Genomic DNA, 25702 nt, shown 5'->3' on the forward strand with positions numbered 1-25702 from the left:
GCTCCTGTCCCGGACCGGGCCGATCCACGGGTCGGCCGGTCAGCGGCTCGGTAGCTCAGTAGGTCAATGGACGCACAGCTCGGAAGGGGTGTCTCTCACGGGAGACACCCCTTCCGCGTGCCGGCTGTCCCGCCTCGGGCGTGACGGCCCTCCGGACGGATCAGGCGCGCGGCGTGTTCGTGGCCGCCGACCCCTTCTTGCCCTCGACGCGCTCCGCGGAGGCGGCCGGGCAGGGGCGCTGCCGATGGCGGGACACGGTCTGGCGCGGCGGGCGGGTCAGCGTGATCTGACGGACCAGTTGCTGGAAGCAGCTCAAGGACGCGAGGGCCGGTACGACGGCCGTGGCCACACCCGTGATGGTCTGGTGGGCGTCGGCCACGCAGAACATCATGGCGACCGAGGAGAACAGCAGAACGATGTACCAGGAGTGCACGGCCCGGCGCTGGTGGAGGGCGGCTCTCAGAATGGAGAGCGAGGCCACCATCCAGGGGCCGTAGACCAGAAGAGGCCACCAAGGCCCCGTGCCGCTCTGCGCGTTGGACGCGATGTGCTGCAGAGGTGTGTAGGCCACCATGCCGCTGAAGACGCTCACCATCGACACGGTGGCGGCGGCGAGCGCGGCGATCACGAAGCTGACGGTCTGTAGCCAGTTGAAGCGGGGATTGCGGACTCGTACTTTCCGATGTCCGGTCGAGGACCGCCGGATGGGCGGCAACTCGGCGGTGAGCTGAACCAGATTGTCCATCGGGTCACTGGTGAATTCGTCCGTGTACGCCGGCTCGCTGCGCGGTGGAGGCACGATGACCTCTTGTTCCGCGGCGGCGTCCTGGAGGAGGTAGGTGAGCTCCTCGACCGGGTCCCAGCCCTGTTCGTGCAGGGAGTCGACGGGATCGTCGTACCCACCGGTCTCCGTCCCGGTGGGATATCCGGGTTGCTGTCCGTACCGGGCGAAGGAGAGATTCGGATAGTCGTCATTCACGGAAATTCGTCCCAGTCACGTGAGGGCTGCGGCGGCCGGAGCGTCCCTGGCCGTTCCACCGCTGGTTGATTTCCTCTTGAACCGCGTCCAGCACCGTCAGGAAATCTCTGAACAGCGACTCGGTGCCACGCAGTTCGATGCGCGCGCCGTCTCCGTGCAGGGTGCCGCGGGCGTCAGGCGATGTGTACGCGGCGGCAGGCATGTAGGTGTACCGTCCGGCCGCCACGGCACGGGCCGCGGCGGCCGGACCCTCCGCCGTCGGTCCGGAGACGGGTGGAGCGAGATAGCTTGCGTTCGCCATATTTCGCTAACGCCGCTCCCCCTCCTTCAGATGTGTGGCAATCGAGTGAGCGCAAACCGGCGAAGTATCCGCGAAAGCGGTTTTTCGTGAACCCGGAGCTGATGGGTTCCCGCGCGTTGACGGGTGGGTCCGTACTCCATGGGGGCGGTCAGGACAGCCCCCATGGAGGCCCTTCTCTCCGATCACACGGTTACGGCACCGGGCTTCAGCCGTCGGCACCGGACCGGTGACGTCGGTGAGCCCGCTCGGCGCTGGTGGACCCGGTGTGGACCGCGCCTCCGCGAGACGCTTGGAGCCGGGTACGCTGTATCCGCTCCCACCCCAGGTGGGCGGGGGCGGGGTGGGTTGCCCGAGCGGCCTAAGGGAACGGTCTTGAAAACCGTCGTGGCAGCGATGTCACCGTGGGTTCAAATCCCACACCCACCGCAGTTCATGGGTTTACCTGGCCGGACGGGGTGCCTCTCACTGAGGGGCACCCCATCCGTATGAGGCTTGTCCCGCGTCGATCAGGCTCCGTCATGGTGTCGATCGGTGGTGTGCCCCGAAGCCTGGCACGAGTTCTGTCCCAGGCCCCTGTCCCAGGACCTTCGAGGAGCGCACCGCTCCTTGTGCCGGGCGCCGCGATGGGAGGCCGACACGGCCGGGGCGCCGGGGGGAGCCGTCATCCGCTCCCCGTGGGCGTGCCGGGTCGGTTCCTGACGGCCGTGACGGAACCCGAAGAGAGCGGCCCGGATCGTGACGGCCGTGACAGGCAGCCCGCGCCCGGCCGCCGTACGCGGGTCAGGAGCGCTCACGGGCAGCTGGGTTGTTCAGGCAGAGCGCGATGTTCCGGACCGCGGCGGTGAGTTCCTCGATCACCCTGGCCGCCTGCTCCGCGTTGTGGAAGGCCGGGCGCCCTGCCAGGGACAGGCCCAGTTCCTGCGCCGCCTGGAGGGCTGCCCCGGCGCTCTCGGCAGGAGGGAGAGGCGAAGCGGCGGCGGGCGCGGACGCCTCGGCCGGGGGAGGAGACCCCGGTGCGGCGGACCGGACCGGCACGGTCGGGTTTGCCGTGGGCACGCCGGAAGCCGCGGGGGCCGGCTGGTGCGTCGGCTCAGGAAAGGCGGGTGCCGGCAGGCCGACCGGCATCGCGCCGGTCTCCGGCTCCCCTCGGTACCTGTCGAACGGGGGGTGGAAGGTGCCGGAGCCGCTGACCGGGGAGGTGTGTGCCTCCTCTTCCGGCCGGGACGGCAGAACCGGTGAGGGCTGTGCGGCGTACAGGCCATGGGAGATCTGCTGGACGTGCGGGATCAGGTCCGGCGCGCGACGCGTCCGGGGCAGGAGGAAGTGTTCGAAACCCGGGAACGCCAAGGTGGCGGAGTGCGTGGAGGCGCGGGGGCTGTACTGGGTCTGCCACTGCACGCGATAGCAGTCGACCTGATCGGCGCAGGCGGTGCGGGTGTGGAAGACCGCGGTGTTCTCTCCCAGGTCCGGGTACCAGAGGTTCGGACCCGGGAAGTGAACGGTTCGTCCCCGGGGCTTGATCTGCTCGGCGCACCCCATGCAGCAGCCCTCCGGCACCATGAGCGGGATGCCGCCGCTCTGCTCCGGCCGGCGGGGACCGCCCTCCCAGCGGTACTCCCCGTGGTGGCAGGGCGGCAGCTCGCCGCAGGCGCGGCAGACGGCGTAGTGCTCCGGGAGGACCTGCCAGTCGTGGCTGGCGGGAGCGCACCAGTGCTTCGGCGCGGATCGGGGCAAGTTCTCGCTGCGCAGGACCAGGACCACTGGGCGCTTGTAGAACTCGGCGCGCTCGGGGGCCGGTTTGACCGCTTGGCTGTTGGCCCGCCGCAGTTCGTTGGCGTGCCACCACAACTCCACGTGTTCGCCCCATGCCTTCTCATAGGACTCCGGCCACCAGTCGCCCGCGTAGTCGTTGATCTCCAGGATCCGCCAGGCCTGCCGGTCGAGTACCACAATGGAGTCGGCCCGCAACCGCAGGTGTGTCGTGTCGTCGCCCTCGTCCGGCCAGTCGTGCCGACCGATATGGGTGGGTTGGCCTGGGAGCCACCTGCGAACCTGCATGCCACGCTCCTCGGCAGCGAAACTTCAAAGTTTCAAATGGGGCAGTTGGCAACATTCTGAACAATCGAGACGTTTGCTTCGGTGTAGACACGCTCACGCTGTTGACTCATGAGGACCGGAAACGCGTTCCGTGTCATCACTTCCTTCCGGAAACGCCGTTGTCACCGGGCGTTTTCGCCACTCGGGCCGTCACCGGACCAGACCCCTCCGCAGCTCCGAGCCAGTGACCCCATACCCGGCCGTCAGGTTCCGACGCTCACCCGTACGTGTGATGAAGCCTGGTTTGCGGCACCCCGTACGTGTGCATCGTCCCGCAGTTCTGTTCACCGACCGCTGTGCGCCGACGGATGCGCGGGGACCAGGGCGGGCGGTGGGCGGGGCGGCGCCCCACCCGTCGCCCGCGCCGCCCGAAGCGGTCACCGGCCCACCGGGGTCAGTGGTCCCGCACCGCCTCCGGGCCCGAGGGCCGCTCCCCGGGCGGGGCGCCGGCCGGCTCCGCGGGCTCCCGCGCCGGCGGGGCGGCTCCCCGTGCCGGCCCGATCGGCGACGCCCTCGCCCCCGCGGCCGGGGTGACGCGGCCCTCCCCCGTGTCGCCTGTCACCCGGCGACGTGCGGGACGGCGTCGCTTCAGTGCCTCCGGGGCGAAGGAGCCGTCATCCGTGCCGCGGAGGCGATCGTCGAGCGGGCCTCTCGTTCGGTGAGGCCCGTGCGGACGGCGGCCTGGACGAGCGGGGTGATCAGTTGGGGGCCGATGCCGTTCTCGTAGGCACGGCACGCGGCCCAGAAGAGGCGGGTGTTGCGCTGGCCCTCGTGCGCGGCGAGGACGAACTGGACGAGCCCCTGGCCCTGCCGGTCGGTCGCGGAGGGCGTGGGGTGGTGCGCGCGGGGCGAGGGCGGCGGCAGGAGCAGGCGCAGGAGTTCGGGCGGGCAGGGTGCGGGCGCGAGTCGAGCGGTGCCGGGGGCCGTCTCGTACACGCCGTGTTCGGTGCGTGAGCCGGGGCCGACGAGGTAGCCGCCCGCGCCGCGGATGTCGATGCCCGGGGCGAGCCGGCCGGCCGAGTTGGGGACGACGACGTCCGGCGGTCCGCTCAGCCACAGATGGCGGCCGCCGCTGGGGGTCAGGACGACGACCGTGCCGGGGATCGTGAAGAGGTGGCGCAGCGCCAGTTCGCGCAGGGCGGTCGAGGAGTCCGTATCGGATTTGGTGTCGAGGTCGACGCCGATGAGGTGGTGCGGATGCAGCCCGCAGGCGATGCCGTAGCCGGTGGTCCAGGGGGCGGCGGCGAAGAGTGCGCGGATGCGCCGGGGCTCGGTCGAGGCGTCGTACACGCCGTGCCCGAAGCGGCCGCATTCGCCGTGACAGGGGAGGGGGTCGGGGTCGTCGCGGTGGGGGGAGCGCAGGGCCGGGAGCTTCGTACGGGACAGCGGAATCACCGCCAGCCCGCGCTCGGCCGCGGACAGGGCGTGGGCCAGGGCCAGGGTGGTGGCCCGCCGGTCGATGGTGGCCATACTTCATGTTCGTACGGGTGTTCGAAAAAGGGAAGGGTTCTCCGGAGGCGTGAGGGCGCCGGGCGGGTGAATGGGCGAGATCGGCCGAAAACGCGCCGGAACGCTTCAGCTGTTGCGGCACTTGGGATTGAGCGGCCGACAGGTGGCTGAGCAGGGGCTTTGTGGGCGTGAAGGTGGTTTATCGACATGTCATCACGCTTGAGGGGGAATTGCGGCTTCCGGGGTGGTTCGCCGGGGATGCGGTGGGCAACTCTGGACTCGCGACGTCGTGGACAGCGCCGAGGCGGTCGGCCAACCGCCTTGGAACAAGCCGTATTTCCCGTACGTCCCGGCGCACCGCCGGTGCGTACAACCGGTTCTGGAGGAATTCACATGGCAAGCATCCGTACCGCTCGCGTCCTCGCCGCCGTCGCGGCGCTGCCCCTGACCGCCGCCCTCTTCTCCGGCGTCGCGGCGGCCGACAACGGCTCCTTCGCGGACACCGGATCGAACGCGGGAGTGGCGACCGTCAGCGGCAGCGGGGTCGGGCGTGACAACAGCGGCAACTCCTCCACCGCTCAACAGCAGGCGGTCGGCTCCGGAGCCTCGAATCAAAGCAGTACCGCCCAGGTGAAGGGCTCCGCGGTCACGGCCGTCAACCAGGGCAACGAGAACGTCCTCGTCAACTTCGGCGAGCTCTGGTGAGCAGGGGGCCGATGGGTTCCCATCGGCCGGGGGTCTTCCGCATGGGGTAGTGCTCCGTGGGGGGTTCACAACGTCTGCGCGACGGTGCTTCGGCGCCGTCGCGCAGACGTGTTCGGGTGCTGGAGGGGTGGCTCACGCCGGTGGCGCGCGGGCGGTTCCGGGTGGTGTCCGTGACCTTGACAGGCAACAGCATCTGACGGACAGTCAGAAAACCTTGTTCGTACGAGGTCCGGGAGGGCCGCCGCCGTGCACCTCGCCCCCACCGAGCGCCAGCAGCGGCTGCGCGCCGAACTCCGCACGTACTTCCGGGATCTGATGCCGGACGGGCCACCGCCCGCCGACGACCCCGCACGACGGCGGGCGCTGCTGCGCCGCATCGGCGCCGACGGTCTGCTCGGGCTCGGCTGGCCGGTCGCGTACGGAGGGCAGGGGCGCGGAGCGGACGAGCAGTTCGTCTTCTTCGACGAGGCCTACCGGGCCGGTGCGCCCGTCTCGATGGTCACGCTGAACACCGTCGGACCGACCCTCATGAAATACGGCAGCGAGGAACAGAAGGACTTCTTCCTGCCGCGCATCCTGAGCGGTGAACTCGTCTTCGCCATCGGGTACTCGGAACCGTCGGCCGGCACGGACCTCGCCTCGCTGCGGACGCGCGCCGTCCGGGAGGCCGGGGCCGGGGGAAGCGCGGGAGGGGCCGGCGCCGAGGGCGGGCACTGGCGGATCGACGGGCAGAAGATCTTCACGTCCAACGCCCAGAACGCCGACTGGATCTGGCTCGCCTGCCGGACCGACCCGGACGCGCCGAAGCACCGGGGCATCTCGATCCTGCTCGTCCCCACGGACGCTCCCGGCTTCTCGTGGACACCGATCGAGACGGTGGGCGGCCAGACCACCACGGCGACCTACTACGACGGGATCCGCGTCCCGGCCGGGAACCTGGTCGGCGAGGAGAACGGCGGCTGGGGACTGATCACCAGCCAGCTCAACCACGAGCGGGTGGCCCTCGCCGCGATCGGCATGCAGGCCGAGGACTTCTACGTGGCCGCGCTGGAGGCGGCCCGTACACCTGATCCGGTGACCGGGCGGCGAAGGGTTGACGAGCCGTGGGTGCGTTTCCAGCTCGCCGAAGCGCATGTGCGACTGGCGGCATCACGCCTGCTCAACTGGCGTTTGGTGGGGGATCTGGGAGCCGGTGGACCGGCGCCCGGAGACGCGAGCGGCGTGAAGGTCATGGGAACCGAATCCGCCGTCGCGGTGTTCCGAATATGTCAGCACATCGTGGGAGCGGACGCGCTGGTCCGCTCCGGTTCACCGGGGGCGTTCGGGGTCGGCGAACTGGAGCGGATGAACAGGGCGGCGCAGATCAACACGTTCGGGGGCGGGGTGAGCGAGGTGCAGCGGGAGATCGTCGCGACGATGCGGCTCGGCATGAAGAGGGGGCGGCGGTGAGCGGCCGGGGAGCGGGCGGTGAGGGCGCCGCGCGTGACGGCGTCGTACGTGGCGGCGCCGTGCCTGAGGCTTCCCTGCCTGACGGCGCCGTGCGGGACGGGGACGGCCTGGCGGAGCGTTTGAAGGAGTATCAGGGGCGTGCGGCCACCGTCGGGGGTGTCGGCAGGGACCTGGTCAACGCGCCCATGATCCGGCACTGGTGCGAGGCCATGGGAGACACCAGTCCCGCGTACGAGGGGCCGGACGCCGTGGCCCCGCCCACCATGCTCCAGGCGTGGACGATGAGTGGCCTGTCCGGGCACGCGGACCGTCCTGGCCGCTCCGGGACGTACGACGAGCTGTTCGACCTGCTCGACGGCGCCGGATACACCTCGGTGGTCGCCACCGACTGCGAACAGGAGTATCTGCGTCCGTTGCGCCCTGGGGACGAGATCACCTTCGACTCGATGATCGAGTCCGTGTCCGAGCGCAAGACGACCAAGCTGGGCACGGGGTACTTCGTCACCACGCGGATGGACATCCGAGCGGGCGGCGAACTCGCCGGGACGCACAGGTTCCGCATCCTCAAGTACGTTCCGGCGCACCGGAATCCGAAAGGCACCGGGGTGGCCAGGGGCCCGTCGGGCACCACTGGGGCGAACACCCCGGAGGCGAAGAGAAGAGGCTTGCGCCCGCGCCCGGTGATCAACCGGGACAACGCCGGGTTCTGGGAAGGTGTCGAGCGGCATCGGCTGCTGATCCAGCGCTGCACGGCGTGCGGGGCGCTGAGATTCCCGTGGCTGCCGGGGTGCGGCGCGTGCGGCTGCCCGGACTGGGACACCGTCGAGTCGCGCGGCGAGGGGACCGTCTATTCGTACGTCGTCATGCACCATCCACCGTTCCCGGCCTTCGACCCTCCCTACGCCGTCGCTCTGATCGAACTCGCCGAGGGGGTGCGGATCGTGAGCAACGTGGTGGGAGTGCCGCACGACAAGGTGCGGATCGGGATGCCCGTACGGCTCGAATTCCAGCGGTACGACGAGGAGTTGGAGCTGCCGGTCTTCCGGGCGGAGGAGGGGTCCGGCGGCGACGGCGTTACCGGCGACTCGGCCGCGCGCTCGCCCGGGGGTTCCGCCCGCTCGGCCGCCTCCTTCGCCGGTCGCTCGGGTGGGGGGAGCTGACATGGACTTCACGCCCACCGAGGAGCAGGCGGCGGCCCGGGACCTGGCCGCGCGGATCTTCGGCGACCTCTCCACGCACGAGCGGCTCACCGCCGCTGGGACGGGCAGTGACGCCGGACTGTGGAAGGAGCTGTGCGCCGCCGGGCTGGTCGGGGCCGTCGCGGACATCGGGCTCCTCGGGCTCGTCCTGCTGCTGGAGGAGCAGGGGCGCACCACGGCCCAGGTGCCGTTCGCGGCGAGCTGCGTGTTCGGACTGCTCGCGGTGGCGGCACACGGTTCGCCCGAGCAGCGCGACCGGCTGCTGCCGGGGATCGCCGAGGGAACGGTGGTGGTGGCCGGCGCGATATCCGGATCGGGGCCGGGATCGGGGTGGGAGCCGGGGTCGGGATCGAGGTCGGGTGCGGGCTCCGGTGCCCTGATCGAGGCTGACGTCGGGGCCGATACCGGGTCCCACGCCGAAGCCGGTTCGGGTCCCGTGCGGGAGCCGACGTCGGGGGCGCGGGAACAGGGACCGGATGCACGAGGGTTGGCGCCGGGCGCGCGGGAACAGGCGGCGGAGACACGGGAGTCGGCGCCGGGGATGCGAGAACAGGAGCCGGGGACCCGGGAGTCGGCGCCAGGGGCTCGGAATCCGGCGCCGGGGATGCGGGAGTCGGCGTCCGGGAGGCTGACCGGTGTCGTCCCCGTCGTGCCCTGGCTGCGCGACGCCACCCATGTGCTCGTCGCCGACGACCGGCGGAGGCTCTGGCTGGTCCGCACCGCGGAGGCGGCGGTGAGCGAGCCGGTCGAGCTGACGGCGCCCTGGTCGGCGGGGCGCCTGACGCTGGACGGGACCCCGGGCGAGGCACTGGGCGCCGCGGGGGCGTGCGACGACCTGCTGGCCACGGCCCGTACCGCCTTCGCCGGACTCCAGGCCGGAGTGTGCGCCGGATCGCTGGCGCGGGCGGTGGAGCACACGAACGCGCGCGAGCAGTTCGGGCGGCCGCTCGCCGCCAAGCAGGGTGTCCAACTACGGGCCGCCGACGCGTACATGGACACCGAGGCGATACGGGTGACGGCGTACGAGGCGGCGTGGCGGCGCGACGAGGGGCTGCCGTACGCCACGCACGCCCTGACGGCCGCCTGGTGGGCGTCGGAGGCCGGGCAGCGGGTGGTGCACACGGGCCAGCATCTGCACGGCGGGGCGGGCGCCGACCTCGAACACCCCGTTCACCGGCACTTCCTGTGGGGTCGGCAGTTGGACGCGTATCTGGGATGCGGAGGCGAAGTGCTTCAGGAGTTGGGGGAGTTGATCGCGAACGGGAAGGAGGGGACATGAGGGTGGGCGACGTACTGCCGCCGCTGGAGATCGAGATCACCCGCACGCTGATCGTGGCCGGGGCGATCGCCTCACGGGACTACCAGGACGTGCATCACGACGCGGATCTGGCGCGGGCCAAGGGCTCGCCGGACATCTTCATGAACATCCTGACGACCAACGGTCTGGTCGGACGGTATGTGACCGACCACTTCGGCCCGGACGCGGTGCTGCGCAAGGTGGCGATACGGCTGGGCGCTCCCAACCACCCAGGGGACACGATGGTGTTGACCGGATCGGTCGAGGAGGTCGACGGCGACACGGCCACGGTGAGGATCCTCGGCGCCAACGGCATCGGCCGGCACGTCATGGGCACGGTGACGGTGACCGTCCCGACCGCGCCTCCGGTTCTGGAAGCGATTCCGGAAGCGACGCCCGTCTCTGCCCCCACTGCCACAACCGTCCCGGTCCCTGTCCCTGCTCCTGCCCCCGTGCCCGCCCCTGTCGACGCGCCGTCCGAAGGCGGTGTCGCATGAGCGTGCGCAGGCGGGACGGCCTCGGCGGGCGGGCCGCGATCGTCGGGATCGGGGCCACCGAGTTCTCCAAGGACTCGGGGCGCAGTGAACTGCGGCTGGCGGTGGAGGCGGTGCGGGCCGCGCTCGACGACGCGGGGCTGACTCCCGGGGACGTGGACGGGATGGTGACGTTCACGATGGACACCAGCCCGGAGATCACCGTGGCGCAGGCGGCCGGGATGGGGGAGCTGTCGTTCTTCTCGCGCATCCACTACGGCGGTGGGGCGGCCTGTGCGACCGTGCAGCAGGCGGCGCTCGCGGTGGCCACCGGAGTGGCCGAAGTCGTGGTCTGCTACCGGGCGTTCAACGAGCGGTCGGGCCGCAGATTCGGCTCGGGCGTGCAGCGTCGGGAGCCGTCGGCTGAGGGTGCGGCACTCGGCTGGGCCCTGCCGTTCGGGCTGCTCACCCCGGCCTCCTGGGTGGCGATGGCGGCCCAGCGGTATCTGCACACCCACGGCCTGACACCCGAGGCGTTCGGCCATGTCGCGGTGGTGGACCGGAAGTACGCGGCGACGAACCCGGCGGCGTACTTCCACGGCAGACCGATCACGCTCGCCGAGCACGCGGCCTCGCGGTGGATCGTGGAGCCGCTGCGGCTGCTGGACTGCTGCCAGGAGACCGACGGCGGCCAGGCCCTGGTGGTCACCTCCGTGGAGCGGGCCCGCGATCTGCCGCACTCCCCGGCCGTGATCACGGCGGCCGCCCAGGGCGCGGGCCGGGCGCAGGAACAGATGACCAGCTTCTACCGGGACGATCTGACGGGGCTCCCGGAGATGGGCGTGGTGGCCCGGCAGCTGTGGCGGACGGCGGGGATCAGCCCGGCGGAGATCGACGTGGGGATCCTGTACGACCACTTCACGCCGTTCGTGCTGATGCAGCTGGAGGAGTTCGGCTTCTGCGAGCCCGGGGAGGCCGCGGACTTCGTCGCCGAGGAGCGGCTGCCGCTGAACACGCACGGGGGGCAGCTCGGGGAGGCGTATCTGCACGGGATGAACGGGATAGCGGAGGGCGTACGGCAGCTGCGGGGCACGTCCGTGAACCAGATACCGGGCGCCGGGCGCGTCCTGGTGACCGCGGGAACCGGGGTTCCCACGTCGGGCCTGATCCTCGGGGCCGACGGATGAGACCGCCGCGGGTGATCCCGCCTCCTGTTCTCCGGCGTCCCGCTCTCTCGCGGCCCGCTCTCCCGCGTACTCCCCCGGTGGTCGTCTATCAGGGGTGAACCCTCAGAGGGCGGCCCCGCTTGTCCACCTTCAGGAGGTGAGGACAGCCCCAGTTCTACAACCTGAGGCGGACATGGCTTCGGGACCTGCGGCCGATCCGCCGGAGGAGGGGGCGAACCTAGCGTGGAGCCATGACCACACTCGTCTGCACGAGCGCCTCGGACGCCGCCACACGGGCGACGCGGCCCCGTTCGTACTCGTCGTTCTCGTCGTACGTGAAGGCGCGGCAGCCCGTGCTGCTGCGCACCGCCCGGTCACTCACCGCGAACCCGAGCGACGCGGAGGACCTGCTGCAGACGGCGCTGACGAAGACGTACGTCGCCTGGGACCGGATCGAGGACCATCGCGCGCTGGACGGCTATGTGCGGCGCGCCCTGCTGAACACGCGGACGTCGCAGTGGCGCAAGCGCAAGGTCGACGAGTTCGCCTGCGAGGAGCTGCCGGAGCCGGAGGGGCTGCCCGCCGCCGACCCCGCCGAGCAGCAGGCGCTGCACGACGCGATGTGGCGGGCGATCACGAAGCTGCCGGCGCGGCAGCGGGCGATGGTGGTGCTGCGCTACTACGAGGATCTGAGCGAGGCCCAGACGGCGGAGGTCCTCGGGGTATCCGTCGGCACGGTCAAGTCGGCGGTGTCCCGTGCGCTGGGCAAACTCCGCGAGGACCCCGAGCTGATCCCCGTACGTCAGGAAGGGTCCCGAACAGCGTCCCAGCAGGCCCTGAGCTGATCGATCATTCCTGCCCCTAGTGACATACCACGCGGTATGTGAGCAGAATCAGCGCAGCCCATTACTACCGCGTAGGCAATGTCGCCCCCGGGAGGACGCCGTGCTGAGCACGATGCAGGACGTACCGCTGACTGTGACCCGCATTCTGGTGCACGGGGCGCTGGTGCACGGAGAGTCGCAGATCACGACCTGGACCGGCGAGGGCGAGCCGCACCGGCGCAGCTTCCGCGAGGCGGGAGAGCGTGCGAACCAGCTGGCTCACGCCCTGCGCGACGACCTCGGTGTGACGGGCGACGAGCGGGTCGCGACCCTCATGTGGAACAACGCCGAACACGTCGAGGCGTACTACGCGATCCCCTCCATGGGCGCCGTGCTGCACACCCTGAACCTGCGCCTCCCGGCCGAGCAGCTCGTCTTCATCGTCAACCACGCGGCCGACCGCGTGGTCATCGCCAACGGTTCGCTGCTTCCGCTGCTCGCGCCGCTCCTCCCCCATCTGCCGACGGTGGAGCACGTGGTGGTCTCGGGTCCCGGTGACCGTTCGCTGCTCGACGGGACGAGCGTGCGGGTGCACGAGTACGAGGAGCTGATCGCCGGGAAGCCGACCGTCTACGACTGGCCGGAGATCGACGAACGGCAGGCCGCGGCCATGTGCTACACCTCCGGGACCACCGGCGACCCCAAGGGTGTCGTGTACTCCCACCGTTCGATCTACCTGCACTCCATGCAGGTGAACATGGCCCAGTCGATGGGGCTCACCGACCGTGACACGACCCTCGTCGTGGTCCCGCAGTTCCACGTCAACGCCTGGGGTCTGCCGCACGCGACCTTCATGTCCGGCATCAACATGCTGATGCCGGACCGTTTCCTCCAGCCCGCGCCCCTCGCCGAGATGATCGAGAGCGAGCGGCCGACGCATGCCGCCGCCGTCCCGACCATCTGGCAGGGCCTGCTCGCCGAGCTGACCGCCAAGCCCCGGGACGTCTCCTCCCTGACCCAGGTGACGATCGGCGGCTCGGCCTGCCCGCCCTCGCTGATGGCCGCCTTCGACGAGCTGGGCATGCACGTCTGCCACGCGTGGGGCATGACGGAGACCTCCCCGCTCGGCACCATCGCCCGCCCGCCGGTCCACGCCGTGGGCACGGACGAGGAGTTCGCGTACCGCCTCACCCAGGGCCGATTCCCGGCGGGCGTCGAGGCCCGCCTCACCGGCCCCGGCGGCGAACGGCTCCCCTGGGACGGCGAGTCCGCCGGCGAACTGGAGGTCCGCGGCCCGTGGATCGCCGGCGCCTACTACGGCGGCGACGGCGCCGAACCGCTGCGCCCCGCCGACAAGTTCAGCGAGGACGGCTGGCTCAAGACCGGTGACGTCGGCACGATCAGCCCCGACGGCTTCCTGACCCTCACCGACCGCGCCAAGGACGTCATCAAGTCGGGCGGCGAGTGGATCTCCTCGGTCGACCTGGAGAACGCCCTCATGTCCCACCCGGACGTGACCGAGGCCGCGGTCGTGGCCGTCCCCGACGAGAAGTGGGGCGAGCGGCCGCTGGCCACCGTCGTCCTGAAGGAGGGCTCCACCGCTGACTTCGAGACGCTGCGCGCCTTCCTCGCCGACGAGGGCAGGATCGCCAAGTGGCAGCTCCCGGAGCGCTGGTCGATCGTCGAGGCGGTCCCGAAGACGAGCGTCGGAAAGTTCGACAAGAAGGTGATCCGCAAGAAGTACGCGGAGGGCAGCCTGGACGTGACCAAGCTCTGAGACGCCACCGGGCGGCCACGGCCGGTCCCGGGGACCATCACACGTACGCCGGACGGAGTGCCTCAGGGCTCCCCGCCCGGCGTACGCGCGCTTCACCGACGTACCGGCGCATGGACGGTACATACGGCCGGGCGGGCGCAGGGACGTACGGACGACTGGTTCGTACGACCGGCTCGCCTACGGCTAGTTGGTGCCGATGCGGGCCAGGAGGTCGACGATCCGGTCCTGGACCTCGGCGCTCGTGGAGCGTTCGGCGAGGAACAGCACCGACTCCCCCGCGGCCAGCCGCGGCAGTTCGGCCGGGTCGACGGTGGCGGTGTAGACGACGAGCGGTGTGCGGTTCAACTGCCCGTTCGCACGAAGCCAGTCGACGATTCCGGCCCGTCGGCGCCGAACCTGCATCAGGTCCATCACCACGAGGTTCGGCCGCATCTGCGAGGCCAGCGTGACGGCGTCCTCGTCCGTCGAGGCGCGCGCGACCTGCATCCCGCGCCGCTCCAGCGTCGCCGTCAGCGCGAGCGCGATCTCCGCGTGCTCCTCGATGAGCAGCACGCGCGGCGGGTGCTGCTCGGAGTCGCGGGGCGCGAGCGCCTTCAGGAGTACGGCGGGGTCGGCGCCGTACGCCGCCTCGCGCGTCGCCTGTCCGAGTCCGGCCGTCACCAGGACGGGCACCTCTGCGGCGACGGCGGCCTGCCGCAGCGACTGCAACGCCGTGCGGGTGATCGGGCCGGTCAGCGGGTCGACGAACAGCGCGGCCGGGAACGCGGCGATCTGCGCGTCCACCTCCTCGCGCGAGTTCACGATGACGGGCCGGTAGCCGCGGTCGCTCAGCGCCTGCTGGGTGGTGGCGTCGGGCGCCGGCCACACGAGCAGCCGCCGCGGGTTGTCCAGCGGCTCCGGGGGCAGTTCGTCGTCCACGGGCCGCGGCTGCGGCTGGTCGGCGACCTCGACGGCACCGCCGGGACCGTCGAGCGGTTCGGGGCCCTCGGCCGCGTTCTCGTCCGGTGCGCCTATGGCGTACGACCGTCCGGCGCCCTCGGTGGTGCCGGGGCGCCGGGGTCCGGCACCCGGCTGGCCGCCCTGCGGAAGCGAGCGCGCGGCCGCCTCCGGGCGTTCGACGACCGGCTCGGGCGGAGTGCCGAGCTTGCGGCGGCGGCCCCCGCCGTTCGTCCCGTGCGGGGGAGGCGTCTGGGCCTGGACACCGCCGCCCGGCTGGGCCGCCGCGACCTGGCGGGCGAACGGAACGCCCTGGCCGAGCGTGCGCACGCTTATGGCACGGCCCTGCGTCGAGTTGGAGTCGGCCGGGGCGGACGCGGGCGTCGCCTCGGCGGGCAGTGGCTGGGCGATCCGCGGCGCCTGGCGCTCCGGGGGGAGCGGGACGGGGACCGGCTGTGCCGGGGCCGCCGCGTTCGCCGCGGGGAGCGCGGGCTGCGCGCCGGCGCCGGAGGTGGTGTTCGCGTTGGGCCACGACCGGGGCGCCGGAGCGGGCGCGGTACCGGACGGGCCGGCCTGCGCGGCGGCGGGCCGTCCGGGGGCGAGCGGCTGACCGGCGGTGACAGCGCCCGGGGCGCCCTGCGCGGGGAGCCCCCGCGCCGGAACCGGCTGTCCGGGAACGCCCTGGGCCGGGAGAGCCGCCGAGGGTGCTCCGGCCGCCGCCGCGGGCTGGCCCGGGGCGGTGATCTGACGGGCGCGTCGGCGGCCCGTCGGGGCGGAGGCGGGGTGCGGCTGCGGCGGGGTGTGATCGTCGTCGGGGTTGTGCGGCATCGCGTCATGACGGCCGTCGGGCTGCTGGGCCAGCGCGACCTGAGCCTGTGCGGCCTGAGCGACCTGTGCCTGAGCGGCCTGGACCTGGGCCGCCTGGGCTTGCGCGGCCTGTGCCTGGGCGGCCTGCGCCTGGGCCTCGGCCTGGACGTACTCCGGTGAGCGGTCCGCCTCCGCCGGCGGCAGCGCGAACACCGGACGGGCGCCCGTCTCCTGCGCGGCGGCACGCTCGGCCGCCGCGGCCAGCGCGCGGCGGCGCCGCCCGCTCGGCTCGCCCGCGTCCTCGTCGGGACCGTCCGGTGCCGTCGCCGCAGGAGCGGCCTGTGCGGCGGGCGCCGCCGGCAACGCCGCGGGCAGCGCGTTCTGTTCGCCGTCCCGGCGCGCGCGTCGTCCGGAGGGCACCGGCACCCCCTGCGGAGGCACCGTCCCGCCCAGCCCGGATCCCACGGCCGCGGTTCCCGCCCCGTGCTCGCCCGCCATCACGACCGCGCCCTCGGAGACCCCGTCGGGCGTCCCCTGGGCCGCGGCGTCGCCGGTGCCCTCGACGGGGCTGGGCCGGCCGCGGCGTCGCCCGCTACCGCCGGAGCCGTCGCCGGAGCCGTCCGTCTGCTCCTGTGCTTGCGGGAGCTCGCCGGCCGCCTGCTCCTCGGCGGCACGCCGGCGACGACGCCCGGTGGGAGCGGTCGTACCGGACTCCTCGACGGCCTTCGGGCCGGACTCCCCCGTCTCCTCGCTCTCCAGGAAGGCGTCCACGGAGGACCGCCGGGCCCGCCGCCTGCCACCGCTCTGCTGCGCGGTCGGCTCGGCCAGGGCGACCTCGGTGGAGACCACCGGTCCGGCGGCGAGCGGAACCGAGCCCGCCCCGCCCCCGATGGGCACCTCGAGGACGTACGCGCTGCCGCTCATCCCCGGCACCTCGTGCGTCTGGAGCACACCGCCGTGCGCGCGCACGATCCCGCGCACGATCGGCTCGTGCACCGGGTCTCCCCCGGCGTACGGTCCGCGCACCTCGATACGGACGACCTCGCCGCGCTGTGCCGCCGCCACGACGACCGTGTTGTCCATGTAACCGCCCGCCGACACCGGCGCGTTCCCGGTCGCGTCGACGCCCGCGACGTCCGCGATGAGGTGGGCGAGGGCGCCCGCGAGGCGCTGCGGGTCGACCTCGGCCTCGATGGGCGGCGCGTGCACGGCGAACTGCACGCGTCCGGGCCCGATCAGGTCGATGGCCCCGTCGACACCGGCCGCGACCACGGCGTCGAGCATGACGTTCGTACGGAAGATCGTCTCGACGCCGGCGTCCAGCCGCTGGTAGCCGAGGACGTTGTCGACGAGGGTCGTGATGCGCGAGTAGCCGGCCGAGAGGTGGTGGAGCACCTGGTTGGCCTCCGGCCACAGCTGCCCCGCGTCGTCCGCGGCGAGCTTGGCGAGTTCGCCGCGCAGCTGGTCGAGCGGTCCGCGCAGGGACTGGCCGAGGACGGCGAGCAGCTGCTCGTGCCGGGCGGTCAGCGCCTCGTAGCGGTCCTTCTCCCGCTCGCCGAGCGCCGCGTACCGCTCGTCGCCGGCGGCGAGTTCCTCCTCGTGCCCCTCGGTCAGCTCGGTGAGCTCGGCGGTGTGCCGCTCGCGCAGCTCCTCCAGCTCGGCGGCGTGCTCCTCACCGATCCGCTCCAGCTCATCGGCGTGCCGGGTGGCGGCCGCGTCCTTCTCCTCGACCAGGGTGTCGTACGGCCGCCGGTCGGTGAAGGTCATGACGGCGCCGACGAGCTGGTCCCCGTCGCGCACCGGAGACGTCGTCAGGTCGACCGGCACCTTGTCCCCGGACTTCGACCACAGCACCTGTCCGCGCACCCGGTGCTTGCGCCCGGAGCGCAGGGTGTCGGCGAGCGGCGACTCCGCATAGGGGAAGTCCTCGCCGTCCGCCCGCGAGTGCAGGATCAGGGCGTGCAGGTCCTTGCCGCCGAGATCGCTGGCCCGGTATCCGAGGATCTGGGCGGCGGCGGGATTGACGAGAACGACCCGCCCCTCGGTGTCCGTCCCGACGACGCCCTCGGCCGCCGCGCGCAGGATCATCTCGGTCTGGCGCTGCGAACGCGCGAGTTCGGCCTCGGTGTCGACGGTGCCCGAAAGGTCGCGTACGACGAGCATGAGCAGCTCGTCAGGGGTGGAGCCGTAGTTGTCGTAGGCCTGCTCGCCGCTCTCCAGGTTCGCGCTGGTGACCTCGACCGGGAACTCCGTGCCGTCGGTCCGCCGCGCGATCATCCGGGTCGGCTTGGTCCGCCCGCGATCATCGGTGGTGTCGGGGCGCCGCATGGATCCGGGGATCAGCCGGGAGTCGAACTCGGGCAGCAGATCGAGCAGCCCGCGGCCCACCAGGGCGGTGCCCGGGGTCTCGAAGGCCTCCAGGGCGATCGTGTTGGCGTTGACGACGGTCCCGTTGGCGTTGACCAGGACCAGCGCATCGGGCAGCGCGTCCAGTATGGCTGCGAGGCGAGCAGCGCCTCGGGATGGCCTGCTGCTCACGAGACGCTTCCTCCCTGTTACCGCACCTTGCCGACCGCGGATGCCATCTTGCCAACCGGCCCGCGGCGTGTCACGCGAGGGAGTCTACGGGCAGTGGTTGCGCTCGGGATGCCGGATGAGAGGGAGGTCGCACACATATGAGACGCAGAATCGGCGTAGAACCTGTGACCACGCGTTTCACCGGGCGGAACCGTGAGATCACCGTGACGTCGCCGTGTCCTGGCCCCGTCTGCGCTATGGGCGGGCGCCGGGCAGCAGCGGCACCAGGGCGTTCCAGCGCGAGATCTCGCACCCGTTCGAGCGGTCGTAGCGCGCGTCGACGGGGCGCCCCGCCCAGGTCCCCGTGACATGCGCCGTGGCCGGACCCCCGTACTCCATCGTGCACAGGGTGTCCGGCGGCACCGGGGCGAAGGTGTCCTTGCCCCAGGTGGTCATCCGGTCCAGCCGGTCGCACGCCTCCGCCGCGTGCGGATGGCCGCCGCCCGCGGGATGGCACTCCAGCTCGAAGGTCCCGTCCGCGCCGCCGCCCACGTCGTGGACGGTCACCGTCAGCCGGTCGACGGTGTCCTCCGGGCGGACCGGCGGGGGCATGAGGGCCGGCAGCGCTACCCCGTACGCGGCCTCGGACAGTGCCGACGGCCCGCCGGGGAAGAGCGGCGACGATCCGCCGGGGACCGCCGTGGAGGGTCCGGCGGGAGACGCCACAGATAGAGGGGGCACCCGGGGCGTGTCGTCGGAGGGGGTGCCGGCGGTGGCGCTGGGCACGGTCGAGAGCGCGGCGGTGGCGGCCACGGCGGCGGTGAGGAGCAGTCGGCGCAACATGACCTGCCTAACGCGGGGCGACCCACCCGGTTGCGCGCCGGTGGGGGCTTTGCGGTGCGGCGTATTCGCCTAGTACCGTGGGGGGCGATTGGTGACACCGCGCTCGACTGTGTCATCATCTGCACGCACCACTCGCGCTCGCGTGAGGGGTTGTGCGGGAGGCGTCGCCTAGTCCGGTCTATGGCGCCGCACTGCTAATGCGGTTTGGGACTTCAATCCCATCGAGGGTTCAAATCCCTCCGCCTCCGCGCGAAGATCCGAAGCCCCGGTCCACTGGACCGGGGCTTCGGCGTTCCGGGTGTCGGTGAGAGCCGCGGAGCGCGCCGGCGTGGGGGGTGCTCGCGAGGGCCCAGAAGTACGTTTGCCCAGCTCACAAGGGGTGAGGCAAACGGATTTCACATGGCGGCGGCAGTCATGTAATGTTCTTCCTGTCGCCGCGAGCGGGGCAAAAGCCCGGGAAGCGAAGACAGAAGCACAACAGAACAAGCACTCGTAGCTTAACGGATAGAGCATCTGACTACGGATCAGAAGGTTGCAGGTTCGAATCCTGCCGAGTGCACACAGATCAAAGGCCCCGCCGGTTGAACCGGCGGGGCCTTTGACATCAGCGGGTGACATCAACGCGCCCTGGGAACGCTCAGCGCCTGTGTCCGACCCCGAGCGCATGGGGCCTCCCTGAAAGGGCGGGCCCCGGATCGACCAGCTCAGCCGCCGAGGATGCCTTTAGGCAGGACCGAGCCGACGATGCCCGAGGGATTCCTCAGGACCTGGCCGATAGTGTCAAGGGGACTGCTGAGGGGAGCCGGGACCGGCCCAGGGGGGTTCGGAGTGTCGGCAGCCTGGGCGCCAGCGACGCCCAGGGCGAGGAGTCCCGCTGCGAGCGCGGCGACTGTCGTTGTGCGTACTGCGGTCCGCCAAACGGCGGTGGGGGCGGTCATCTGTCCTCCACGTTGTTGCGGTTCACGGGCGGAGCGTGTCCGCCCGAATTGATCAACCGGACAACTGCGCAGCGCGACAAGGGTTACGTCGGACTCCTCCGCCTGCGCCGAACGGTTCACCGTCGGCGAGGCGTAGCCGACCGGCGCTTGGACCTGGGGTTCAGACTCAGGCCCCCTGGCCGGTAGCTTCGTCTTCCCCTTCGTCGTGGGGAACGTCAGGGCCAAGCACGTCGTCCATCCGATCCGACGCCGCCCGCAACGCCGTCCCCATCACGTGTGCGTAGGTGTCCAGCGTCATGGTGATCGTGCTGTGCCCCCAGCGTCTCCATGATGGTGCGGGCATCGACTCCTTGAGCGAGCAGCAGGGACGCGCAGGTGTGCCGCAGGTCGTGCACCCGCACCCGCCGCACCCGTGCGTTGCGGCACAGGATGGTGAGCATCCGGTTCAGGCCCCGTGGGTCCGTGACCCCGCTCGATCTGCAACGCGGTCATCTCCGCGATCAGCCGGGTCTCGGCGGAGGTGGAGACGGAGTCGATCCGGTTGTCCGCGCGGCCGGTGTTCTTGCCACGCATGACCCGGTAGGAACCGCCGGCGAGCGCGGCGAGCATCTGGCGCCGCTCCGAACCGGTCAGCGGCCACAGCTCGCCCTGGCGGACGGCTTCGAGCTTGCGGTTCGTCTCGCGGATCGCACGGTCCAGGCGACGGGTGTCGGGCTTGGACATGGTCAGACCGTCCTTCCGGCGTGCGGGGCGAGGATGAGGTGGATGTCGGCGAGACGGCCCGTCGTGCCCTGGGACCCGAGCCACGCCGCGACTTCGCGGGTGACGCGGTCCCAGCAGAAGGAGGCGGGGGCGGTGACGGTGCCGTGGGCGAAGGCGCGGCCTTCGCCGGGGACGGTCACCCAGGCGTGCCACGCGTAGTCGATGGTGTTCGGAGCGGTGGTGCCGGCCACAGGTGAACTCCTAGACGTGGGAGGGGTGTTGGTGCGCAGCACTGATCGTTTGGGGGTGGTGGGGGCGCTAAAGTCGCGCGCATGGGTGGGGAAACTGAGGCGCAGAGCGCCCGAAAGAGCGGTGCCCGCAAGTGCCTCAGGTGCGAGGAACCGCTGTCGCAGAGCCCGCGGCTAATACCCCGTTTGTTCTGCTCGCCCGGGCATGCGGTCCAGGCAGCGTTCGCGGTGATGCTTGCTGCCTTTGCGGCCGAGCGGTTCGGCCTGCGCTTCGCCCTGCACGTCGTGCGTGCGGGACTGCGCGTCGGGCACCTGCTGGGTTGGATTCAGTCTCTGGACTGAGCTGGTGTTTCCTTGCGGTCTCACCGGCGCGGGCCGGCGCAGGGCACGCAGGTCCCGAGCGAGTCGGGGATGACGTAGCCCGCATCACGGTGGCAGGACGGGCAGGTGCGGCGGGCGGCGTTGGCCTTGGCCAGCGCCGCCCGCTTCGCGGCCGTCATGGGCCGCACCGGTCGAGCGAGGTCGACCCGGTACAGGTAGGCGACCAGCGGTCCACGACGGCGGCGCGGCCGTTCGAGCTGCGCCGCCACGGCCTGTCCGCCGGGCCGCAGACCGCGCGCCCGGAGCTGCCGTCTGGTGGCGTAGCCGTCCGGGGCGAGGCGCCACCGGAACACCGGCAACGAGCCCATCACGCCACGCGCTTCCACGCCGCCCGCAGGCGGACCTCGGATGCGGAGTGTCCGGCCGTACGGAAGCGGGTCGCCATCTCCCGGTAGGACAGGGCGGGAACACGGCTGGTACGGATCTCGTCCACGACCGCGTCAAGCTCGGCGTCGGTGAGCGCGGGCCCGGATTCCAGGGCTGTCAGCGGTGCTGTCGGTCCCCAGACGGGGAGTTCCCAGCGCGGCGTGACGTCGGGCGTGACGCGGTGCGTCACGCTGGTCAAGGCCCTGCCCGTGCCCTCGCCGGTCCGCGCCGCCTCCAGCGTCGACCAGGCGTCGGAGAGTCGTTTGGCGGTTGTGGCCTGGACGCGTGCGACGCGGGCGCCGGCCTGCGTCACGGCCGTCAGCCGGGTCTCCTCCGTCGTGGCTTCCGCCCGCAGCCGGGCACGCGCCACGGCCGCTTCGTCGCGGGCTTCCTGCTGGATGCCGGTGATGGCGGTCAGCGCGGTCGGGGTGAGCGCGGTCCGCTCCCAGAACCCGTGGACCAGCCACAGCGCCTTCGCCGCGAGCGGCAGCCACGCCACCGCCAGCCACGCGCCCGTGTCCGCCTCGGCGGTCAGCGCGTGGGCGACCAGGACACCGGTTGCGAGCAGGCCGAACGACCAGCCGACCCCGGTCACGACGTCGGAGTGGTCGCCCTGCGCGGCGAGGCGCCGTTCGTAGGCGAGGGTGGCCAGCCAGCCCCCGTCGATGCCCAGACCGACCACCAGCGCGACGGGCCACGGCATTGCCGAGCCCAGCCACATCACGACCACGGCCAGAGTGAGGACCAGGACACCGCCGTCACGGCCACGGCGGGCAGAGCGGTCGGGCGGGCCATCACGCCACCCCCGCCCTGTCGGGCACCTGCGTGTAGTCGGTCAGCTCGATGTCCGCGCCGCCGTACTTCGTCTGTGCGTTCAGCACGCCGGTGCGGTGGTCGCACTGCACGTGGAAGTCGACCGCGTCCGGGGCGATACCGAGCGCCGTCCGCCACGCCTCGAACGCGGTGAACCCGCCCTGCATGGCGTGGACCGGCAGGGACAGCCGGTCCGGGTAGATCGAGCTCACGTCGACCACCGGGGCCGGCAGGCCGGGGAAGTCGACCGCCAGCAGCCGCAACGCCCGCAGCGGTACCGCCAGGGCGTCCAGCGTGGGGATCGTGCTCATGCCGCACCCCCCCGCCAGGGACGTGCCGGCCGTGCGGTTGGACAGCTTGGCCCGCTCGGCGAGCACCCGGGCAAGCGCCCGGCGCACCCGGCGGGTGTCGACCTCGTCGGGGGCGTGGTGCATCGCGATGATCTGCGCGTCGATCAGGTCGACGTCCGCCAGGATCAGCGGCATCTCCAGCTCGATCGCGTCCAGCTCCGCGTCCGTCGGCTCCATGAAGTCGGCGAACGCGGTAACAGCTTCCTGAACAGTGACGATGGGGTTCATTGGGTCGTGTTCCTCTCACACAGGAACGGCCCGAACAGCGGCCCCGGTGTTACAGCACCGGGGCCGCGCGCCGTTGAAGTCGGTAGATCCGGCTCCCCTCAGCGCTGCTCGTACGAGACGAGCAGCTGAGGCAACCGGCCGCAGCGCGTGAGCTGCGAAAAGGTCGAAACGCGCCGTGCTCGCACGCAGGACCAGAACCCGCGCACGCCGCCCTCTTGCTTGCAGAGGTGGGGCGGTCTCCCTCAGCACGCTGTTGAGTTTTCAAGGCGCTGTCGCTGCCGGTGAGCGCGGTAACCCCTGGTCAGAGGGGCTCCCGTCTCCACGGGACCCGCCGGGCGCTGCCAGTACAGGCAGGCACACTCAATAGTGCTGCACCACCTGTTCAACTTGTTGGTACAAGCTGATGCGGTGATGCTGCACCCGCGGGCGGTGAGGTGTCAAGGGGTTAGGGACCACATGTACCAACAAGTTGCGCGAGTGCGTCATGATGGGGCAATGACCAAGCAGCCGAAGTACCGGCAAGTCGCTGACGTCCTGCGCCGCGAGATCGACAACGGCACCTACGCGCCGGGGGCGCGGCTGCCCTCTGAGAACGACTTGCAGCAGCGCTTCGACGCGTCCAGGAACACGGTCCGCAACGGGCTGAGCCTGCTGGTCGGCGAAGGTCTGATCTCGTCCAGCCAGGGGCTCGGATACGAGGTCAAGTCGCACGAAGTGTTCGAACTGAACGCGTCGCGGTTCGAGGATCTGACCTTCCCGCAGAACGGGGACGCCTACAGCACCGACGTGACGAACGCTGGCCGCCGGCCCCACCAGACGTTCCGCGTAGAGATGCTCCCGGCTTCGACCGATGTCGCTGCGCGGCTCAAGGTTCCGGCAGGTACGAAAGCGGTATTGCGGTTTTGTCATCGCTATGCGGACGACGTCCCTTGGTCCACGCAAGCGACCTACTATCCATCGTGGCTGGTCGACCAGTCGCCCCGGCTGGCCGAGCCAGGAGACATCGAAGAGGGCACCACGAGGTACCTAACCGCTCAAGGCATCGAGCAGGTCGGGTACTTCGACGAGATCGCCGCGCGAATGCCGACGCCGGAGGAAGCACGGCTGTTGGAGGTCGGCGCTGGTGTGCCGGTGCTGCTTTGGACGCGGACGGGCTACTCGGCAGATCGGCCCATCCGGTGCACCATCACGACCTTCCGGGGCGACTTGAACCGGATGAACTACGAGATCGGCGATCTGTCCGCCCGAAGCGAGAACGAGCCTCAGTGAGAATCACCCCTGCCCAACCGGGCGATGTGTCCAAGCTGCTGGCCTTCCGATCGGAGGCCGCAGCCTGGCTTTCCCGCCTCGGAACCGACCAGTGGCAACTCCCGTACCCGGCGGACAAGCTGTTGGGCACCGTAGAGGACGGGACTGTCTTCATGGTCCTGGACGGTGCCGCGACGGTGGCGACCATCACCTTGACCTCCGAGGCGGAGTCGGGCCTCTGGACAGAGCAAGAGCTCTCCGAGCCTTCGATGTTCATCAACAAACTGTCCGTCGCGCGAACGCACGCCGGACAGAACGTCGGTGGCCGTCTGCTCGATTGGGCCGGAGACCGTGCCTATCGAGCCGGGGCCAAATGGCTCCGGCTCGACGCGTGGACGACCAACGAGGATCTACAGGCGTACTACCTCCGCCAGGGGTTTGCGCACGTCCGCACGGTCTTGGAGGGGGCAGCGATCAACGGAGGTCCCCGGGTTTCAGGTTGGCTGGCCCAGCGGCCAACGCACCTTGCCGAGCACGGCTTTGTGGACGAGACCCCGGAGCCGGAACGCTTTGGTGACGGCTAGCCCGACATCGCCGTGTCCCCGGGTCCCCCTACGAAACGGGTTGTCCCTGCGGGGGCAGGTTTCCACTGGCTCCAGCGGGAGCGACGGGCCGGCGTGGCGTCATTTTGCCAGCCAGCCATTCCAGGTTCTCCCACACGCGGGGCTCGCCGTGCACCTTTCGCTGCGTCTCCATCCAGGGACGGTAGTTGTTCCAAACAGCGATGATGAGACCTCCCCATGCCTCGTCGATGACTTCTCGGTCGAAGGCGTCCGACTGCGCGCCGACAGCCAGGAAGTTGAACATTGTGAGGTAAGCCGTGATCAGTTTCGTCGTTGGCTCGTCACCTGCCAGCGAGAGGCTGAGCAGAGCTGAAATGGCCTCGTGATCCCGCTCGTTGGGTATCCCCTCGTCGAACAGCACCTTTCGCCGCTCCATGTTGGCCGTGAGGTACTCCATGGTCGCCTGCTTGCGGCGCCTGTCGTGATCTTGGCCTGTGCCACGAGCCAGCAAGAGGAGCTGCCACGCCAGTGCGCCGAAGGCAACGACACTGACGAGCAGAGAGCCGAACGAAGCAACCAGGGACCACCACTCATACGACGTCACGGCCCGATACCTTACGGAAGATGCGCAGCTAGCGGGGCTGTTTCTGACATCAATGCCTGACATCAACGTCCACGTACGAAGGCGTACAGCCACGGATCTCGCTCGGATCAGCGATGACCGATCACGGCCGCAGATCGACTTTGTACCGTGCGTGCATCGGGGGTGCACGCGCCTACGGATCAGAAGGTTGCAGGTTCGAATCCTGCCGAGTGCACACAGGTGAGAGGCCCCGGAGAGATCCGGGGCCTCTTGCGTTTTCGGGGACGTGCGGCAGTGGAGTACGGCAGCGGGACCGCGGGGGAGCCCGGACCCGGCAATCCTGGCCGCTGCCCAGACCACCTATGAAAGTCCAAGGGATCTCCTGCCGCGCCTCCGTCACGGCCGCGACGGACAGTTCGCGGCGGGCCGCGCCGGCGATCGTCCGACCCCGCCCCCAGAGCGG

The 25702-nt window shown here is 71.0% G+C and carries 19 protein-coding genes, 3 tRNA genes and 3 pseudogenes; 13 read left to right on the plus strand and 12 right to left on the minus strand.

The features are described from left to right. Positions 1-160: 160 nt before the first annotated feature. A complete protein-coding gene (locus ACZ6KY_RS13785; protein ID WP_469310498.1) occupies positions 161-979 on the minus strand; it encodes a DUF2637 domain-containing protein in 819 nt (272 codons plus the stop codon). Further along, entirely contained in the window at positions 972-1181 is a 210-nt protein-coding gene (locus ACZ6KY_RS13790) for a hypothetical protein (protein WP_469310499.1), read from the minus strand. The genes ACZ6KY_RS13785 and ACZ6KY_RS13790 overlap by 8 nt, the downstream gene beginning before the upstream one ends. A 438-nt stretch (positions 1182-1619) precedes the next feature. On the opposite strand from ACZ6KY_RS13790, the gene ACZ6KY_RS13795 reads away from it, so the two are divergent. Beyond that, positions 1620-1706, plus strand: a tRNA-Ser gene (locus ACZ6KY_RS13795). A 354-nt stretch (positions 1707-2060) separates the two neighbouring features. Here ACZ6KY_RS13795 and ACZ6KY_RS13800 read toward each other — a convergent pair. Both ACZ6KY_RS13800 and ACZ6KY_RS13805 read right to left on the minus strand, forming a co-directional pair. Continuing rightward, the gene (locus ACZ6KY_RS13800) at positions 2061-3338 is read right to left on the minus strand and encodes a hypothetical protein (RefSeq protein WP_469310500.1); all 1278 of its coding nucleotides are present in this window, start codon (positions 3336-3338) and stop codon (positions 2061-2063) included. A gap of 627 nt (positions 3339-3965) precedes the next feature. Continuing rightward, on the minus strand, positions 3966-4847 hold the full coding sequence (locus ACZ6KY_RS13805; RefSeq protein ID WP_469310501.1) for a bifunctional DNA primase/polymerase: 882 nt from the start codon (positions 4845-4847) through the stop codon (positions 3966-3968). Positions 4848-5219: 372 nt separating this feature from the next. Here ACZ6KY_RS13805 and ACZ6KY_RS13810 point away from each other — a divergent pair, with 372 nt between their 5' ends. The 8 genes and pseudogenes from ACZ6KY_RS13810 (at position 5220) to ACZ6KY_RS13845 (ending at position 13716) form a co-directional block, all read left to right on the plus strand. Continuing rightward, positions 5220-5531 carry a hypothetical protein gene (locus ACZ6KY_RS13810; RefSeq protein WP_469310502.1) on the plus strand — a complete coding sequence of 104 codons (312 nt, stop codon included), beginning with the start codon at positions 5220-5222 and terminating at the stop codon, positions 5529-5531. Between the two features lie 246 nt (positions 5532-5777). Then, positions 5778-6980, plus strand: coding sequence for an acyl-CoA dehydrogenase family protein (locus ACZ6KY_RS13815; protein ID WP_469310503.1), 1203 nt, complete (start codon positions 5778-5780; stop codon positions 6978-6980). Between the two features lie 59 nt (positions 6981-7039). Then, positions 7040-8140: a bifunctional MaoC family dehydratase N-terminal/OB-fold nucleic acid binding domain-containing protein gene (locus ACZ6KY_RS13820; RefSeq protein ID WP_469310636.1), complete on the plus strand. Its 1101-nt coding sequence runs from the start codon at positions 7040-7042 to the stop codon at positions 8138-8140. 1 nt (position 8141) lies between these two features. Beyond that, positions 8142-9458, plus strand: a complete 1317-nt coding sequence (locus tag ACZ6KY_RS13825; RefSeq protein WP_469310504.1) for an acyl-CoA dehydrogenase family protein — start codon at positions 8142-8144, stop codon at positions 9456-9458. Further along, positions 9455-9832: pseudogene (locus tag ACZ6KY_RS13830) on the plus strand (MaoC family dehydratase); the annotation flags it as partial. The gene ACZ6KY_RS13825 and the pseudogene ACZ6KY_RS13830, both read left to right, overlap by 4 nt. Before the next feature lie 137 nt (positions 9833-9969). Further along, positions 9970-11136 carry a lipid-transfer protein gene (locus ACZ6KY_RS13835; protein WP_469310505.1) on the plus strand — a complete coding sequence of 389 codons (1167 nt, stop codon included), beginning with the start codon at positions 9970-9972 and terminating at the stop codon, positions 11134-11136. 230 nt (positions 11137-11366) lie between these two features. Further along, positions 11367-11960, plus strand: a complete 594-nt coding sequence (locus tag ACZ6KY_RS13840) for a SigE family RNA polymerase sigma factor (protein WP_469310506.1) — start codon at positions 11367-11369, stop codon at positions 11958-11960. A 100-nt stretch (positions 11961-12060) separates the two neighbouring features. After that, entirely contained in the window at positions 12061-13716 is a 1656-nt protein-coding gene (locus ACZ6KY_RS13845) for a long-chain fatty acid--CoA ligase (protein WP_469310507.1), read from the plus strand. Between the two features lie 183 nt (positions 13717-13899). Here the strand turns inward: ACZ6KY_RS13845 and ACZ6KY_RS13850 are convergent, their stop codons facing one another. Both ACZ6KY_RS13850 and ACZ6KY_RS13855 read right to left on the minus strand, forming a co-directional pair. After that, positions 13900-17997 carry a hybrid sensor histidine kinase/response regulator gene (locus tag ACZ6KY_RS13850; RefSeq protein WP_469310508.1) on the minus strand — a complete coding sequence of 1366 codons (4098 nt, stop codon included), beginning with the start codon at positions 17995-17997 and terminating at the stop codon, positions 13900-13902. Positions 17998-18231: 234 nt separating this feature from the next. Further along, positions 18232-18819, minus strand: a complete 588-nt coding sequence (locus ACZ6KY_RS13855) for an SSI family serine proteinase inhibitor (protein WP_469310509.1) — start codon at positions 18817-18819, stop codon at positions 18232-18234. Positions 18820-18976: 157 nt separating this feature from the next. On the opposite strand from ACZ6KY_RS13855, the gene ACZ6KY_RS13860 reads away from it, so the two are divergent. Both ACZ6KY_RS13860 and ACZ6KY_RS13865 read left to right on the plus strand, forming a co-directional pair. Further along, positions 18977-19067: transfer RNA gene (locus ACZ6KY_RS13860), tRNA-Ser, on the plus strand. A 238-nt stretch (positions 19068-19305) separates the two neighbouring features. Next, positions 19306-19378, plus strand: a tRNA-Arg gene (locus tag ACZ6KY_RS13865). 594 nt (positions 19379-19972) lie between these two features. Here the strand turns inward: ACZ6KY_RS13865 and ACZ6KY_RS13870 are convergent. The 5 genes and pseudogenes from ACZ6KY_RS13870 to ACZ6KY_RS13890 all read right to left on the minus strand — a co-directional run. Next, complete coding sequence (locus tag ACZ6KY_RS13870; RefSeq protein WP_469310510.1) at positions 19973-20197, minus strand: hypothetical protein; 225 nt, start codon at positions 20195-20197, stop codon at positions 19973-19975. A gap of 285 nt (positions 20198-20482) precedes the next feature. Then, a complete protein-coding gene (locus ACZ6KY_RS13875; RefSeq protein WP_469310511.1) occupies positions 20483-20710 on the minus strand; it encodes a hypothetical protein in 228 nt (75 codons plus the stop codon). Positions 20711-21069: 359 nt separating this feature from the next. Then, entirely contained in the window at positions 21070-21396 is a 327-nt protein-coding gene (locus ACZ6KY_RS13880) for an RRQRL motif-containing zinc-binding protein (RefSeq protein WP_469310512.1), read from the minus strand. After that, a pseudogene (locus ACZ6KY_RS13885) lies at positions 21396-22249 on the minus strand (protein spdB). Before ACZ6KY_RS13885 ends, ACZ6KY_RS13880 begins: the two are co-directional and overlap by 1 nt. 335 nt (positions 22250-22584) lie before the next feature. After that, positions 22585-22845 (minus strand): annotated as a pseudogene (locus tag ACZ6KY_RS13890) (DUF6284 family protein); the annotation flags it as partial. A gap of 495 nt (positions 22846-23340) precedes the next feature. Between ACZ6KY_RS13890 and ACZ6KY_RS13895 the strand changes: the two are divergent. Both ACZ6KY_RS13895 and ACZ6KY_RS13900 read left to right on the plus strand, forming a co-directional pair. Beyond that, positions 23341-24114, plus strand: a complete 774-nt coding sequence (locus tag ACZ6KY_RS13895; RefSeq protein ID WP_469310513.1) for a GntR family transcriptional regulator — start codon at positions 23341-23343, stop codon at positions 24112-24114. Next, positions 24111-24677: a GNAT family N-acetyltransferase gene (locus ACZ6KY_RS13900; protein WP_469310514.1), complete on the plus strand. Its 567-nt coding sequence runs from the start codon at positions 24111-24113 to the stop codon at positions 24675-24677. Before ACZ6KY_RS13895 ends, ACZ6KY_RS13900 begins: the two co-directional genes overlap by 4 nt. A 28-nt stretch (positions 24678-24705) precedes the next feature. On the opposite strand, the gene ACZ6KY_RS13905 is transcribed toward ACZ6KY_RS13900, so the two are convergent. Further along, a complete protein-coding gene (locus ACZ6KY_RS13905) occupies positions 24706-25260 on the minus strand; it encodes a DUF4760 domain-containing protein (protein ID WP_469310515.1) in 555 nt (184 codons plus the stop codon). Positions 25261-25702 lie beyond the last annotated feature (442 nt).

The organism is Streptomyces sp. NPDC042002 (genome assembly GCF_055588305.1).

Coding starts and splice junctions, on each gene's coding strand:
- ACZ6KY_RS13870 (WP_469310510.1), bottom strand. CDS start 20,197: ATGCTCACCATCCTGTGCCGCAACGCACGGGTGCGGCGGGTGCGGGTG.
- ACZ6KY_RS13800 (WP_469310500.1), bottom strand. CDS start 3,338: ATGCAGGTTCGCAGGTGGCTCCCAGGCCAACCCACCCATATCGGTCGG.
- ACZ6KY_RS13880 (WP_469310512.1), bottom strand. CDS start 21,396: ATGGGCTCGTTGCCGGTGTTCCGGTGGCGCCTCGCCCCGGACGGCTAC.
- ACZ6KY_RS13810 (WP_469310502.1), top strand. CDS start 5,220: ATGGCAAGCATCCGTACCGCTCGCGTCCTCGCCGCCGTCGCGGCGCTG.
- ACZ6KY_RS13825 (WP_469310504.1), top strand. CDS start 8,142: ATGGACTTCACGCCCACCGAGGAGCAGGCGGCGGCCCGGGACCTGGCC.
- ACZ6KY_RS13835 (WP_469310505.1), top strand. CDS start 9,970: ATGAGCGTGCGCAGGCGGGACGGCCTCGGCGGGCGGGCCGCGATCGTC.
- ACZ6KY_RS13805 (WP_469310501.1), bottom strand. CDS start 4,847: ATGGCCACCATCGACCGGCGGGCCACCACCCTGGCCCTGGCCCACGCC.
- ACZ6KY_RS13790 (WP_469310499.1), bottom strand. CDS start 1,181: ATGCCTGCCGCCGCGTACACATCGCCTGACGCCCGCGGCACCCTGCAC.
- ACZ6KY_RS13895 (WP_469310513.1), top strand. CDS start 23,341: ATGACCAAGCAGCCGAAGTACCGGCAAGTCGCTGACGTCCTGCGCCGC.
- ACZ6KY_RS13840 (WP_469310506.1), top strand. CDS start 11,367: ATGACCACACTCGTCTGCACGAGCGCCTCGGACGCCGCCACACGGGCG.
- ACZ6KY_RS13855 (WP_469310509.1), bottom strand. CDS start 18,819: ATGTTGCGCCGACTGCTCCTCACCGCCGCCGTGGCCGCCACCGCCGCG.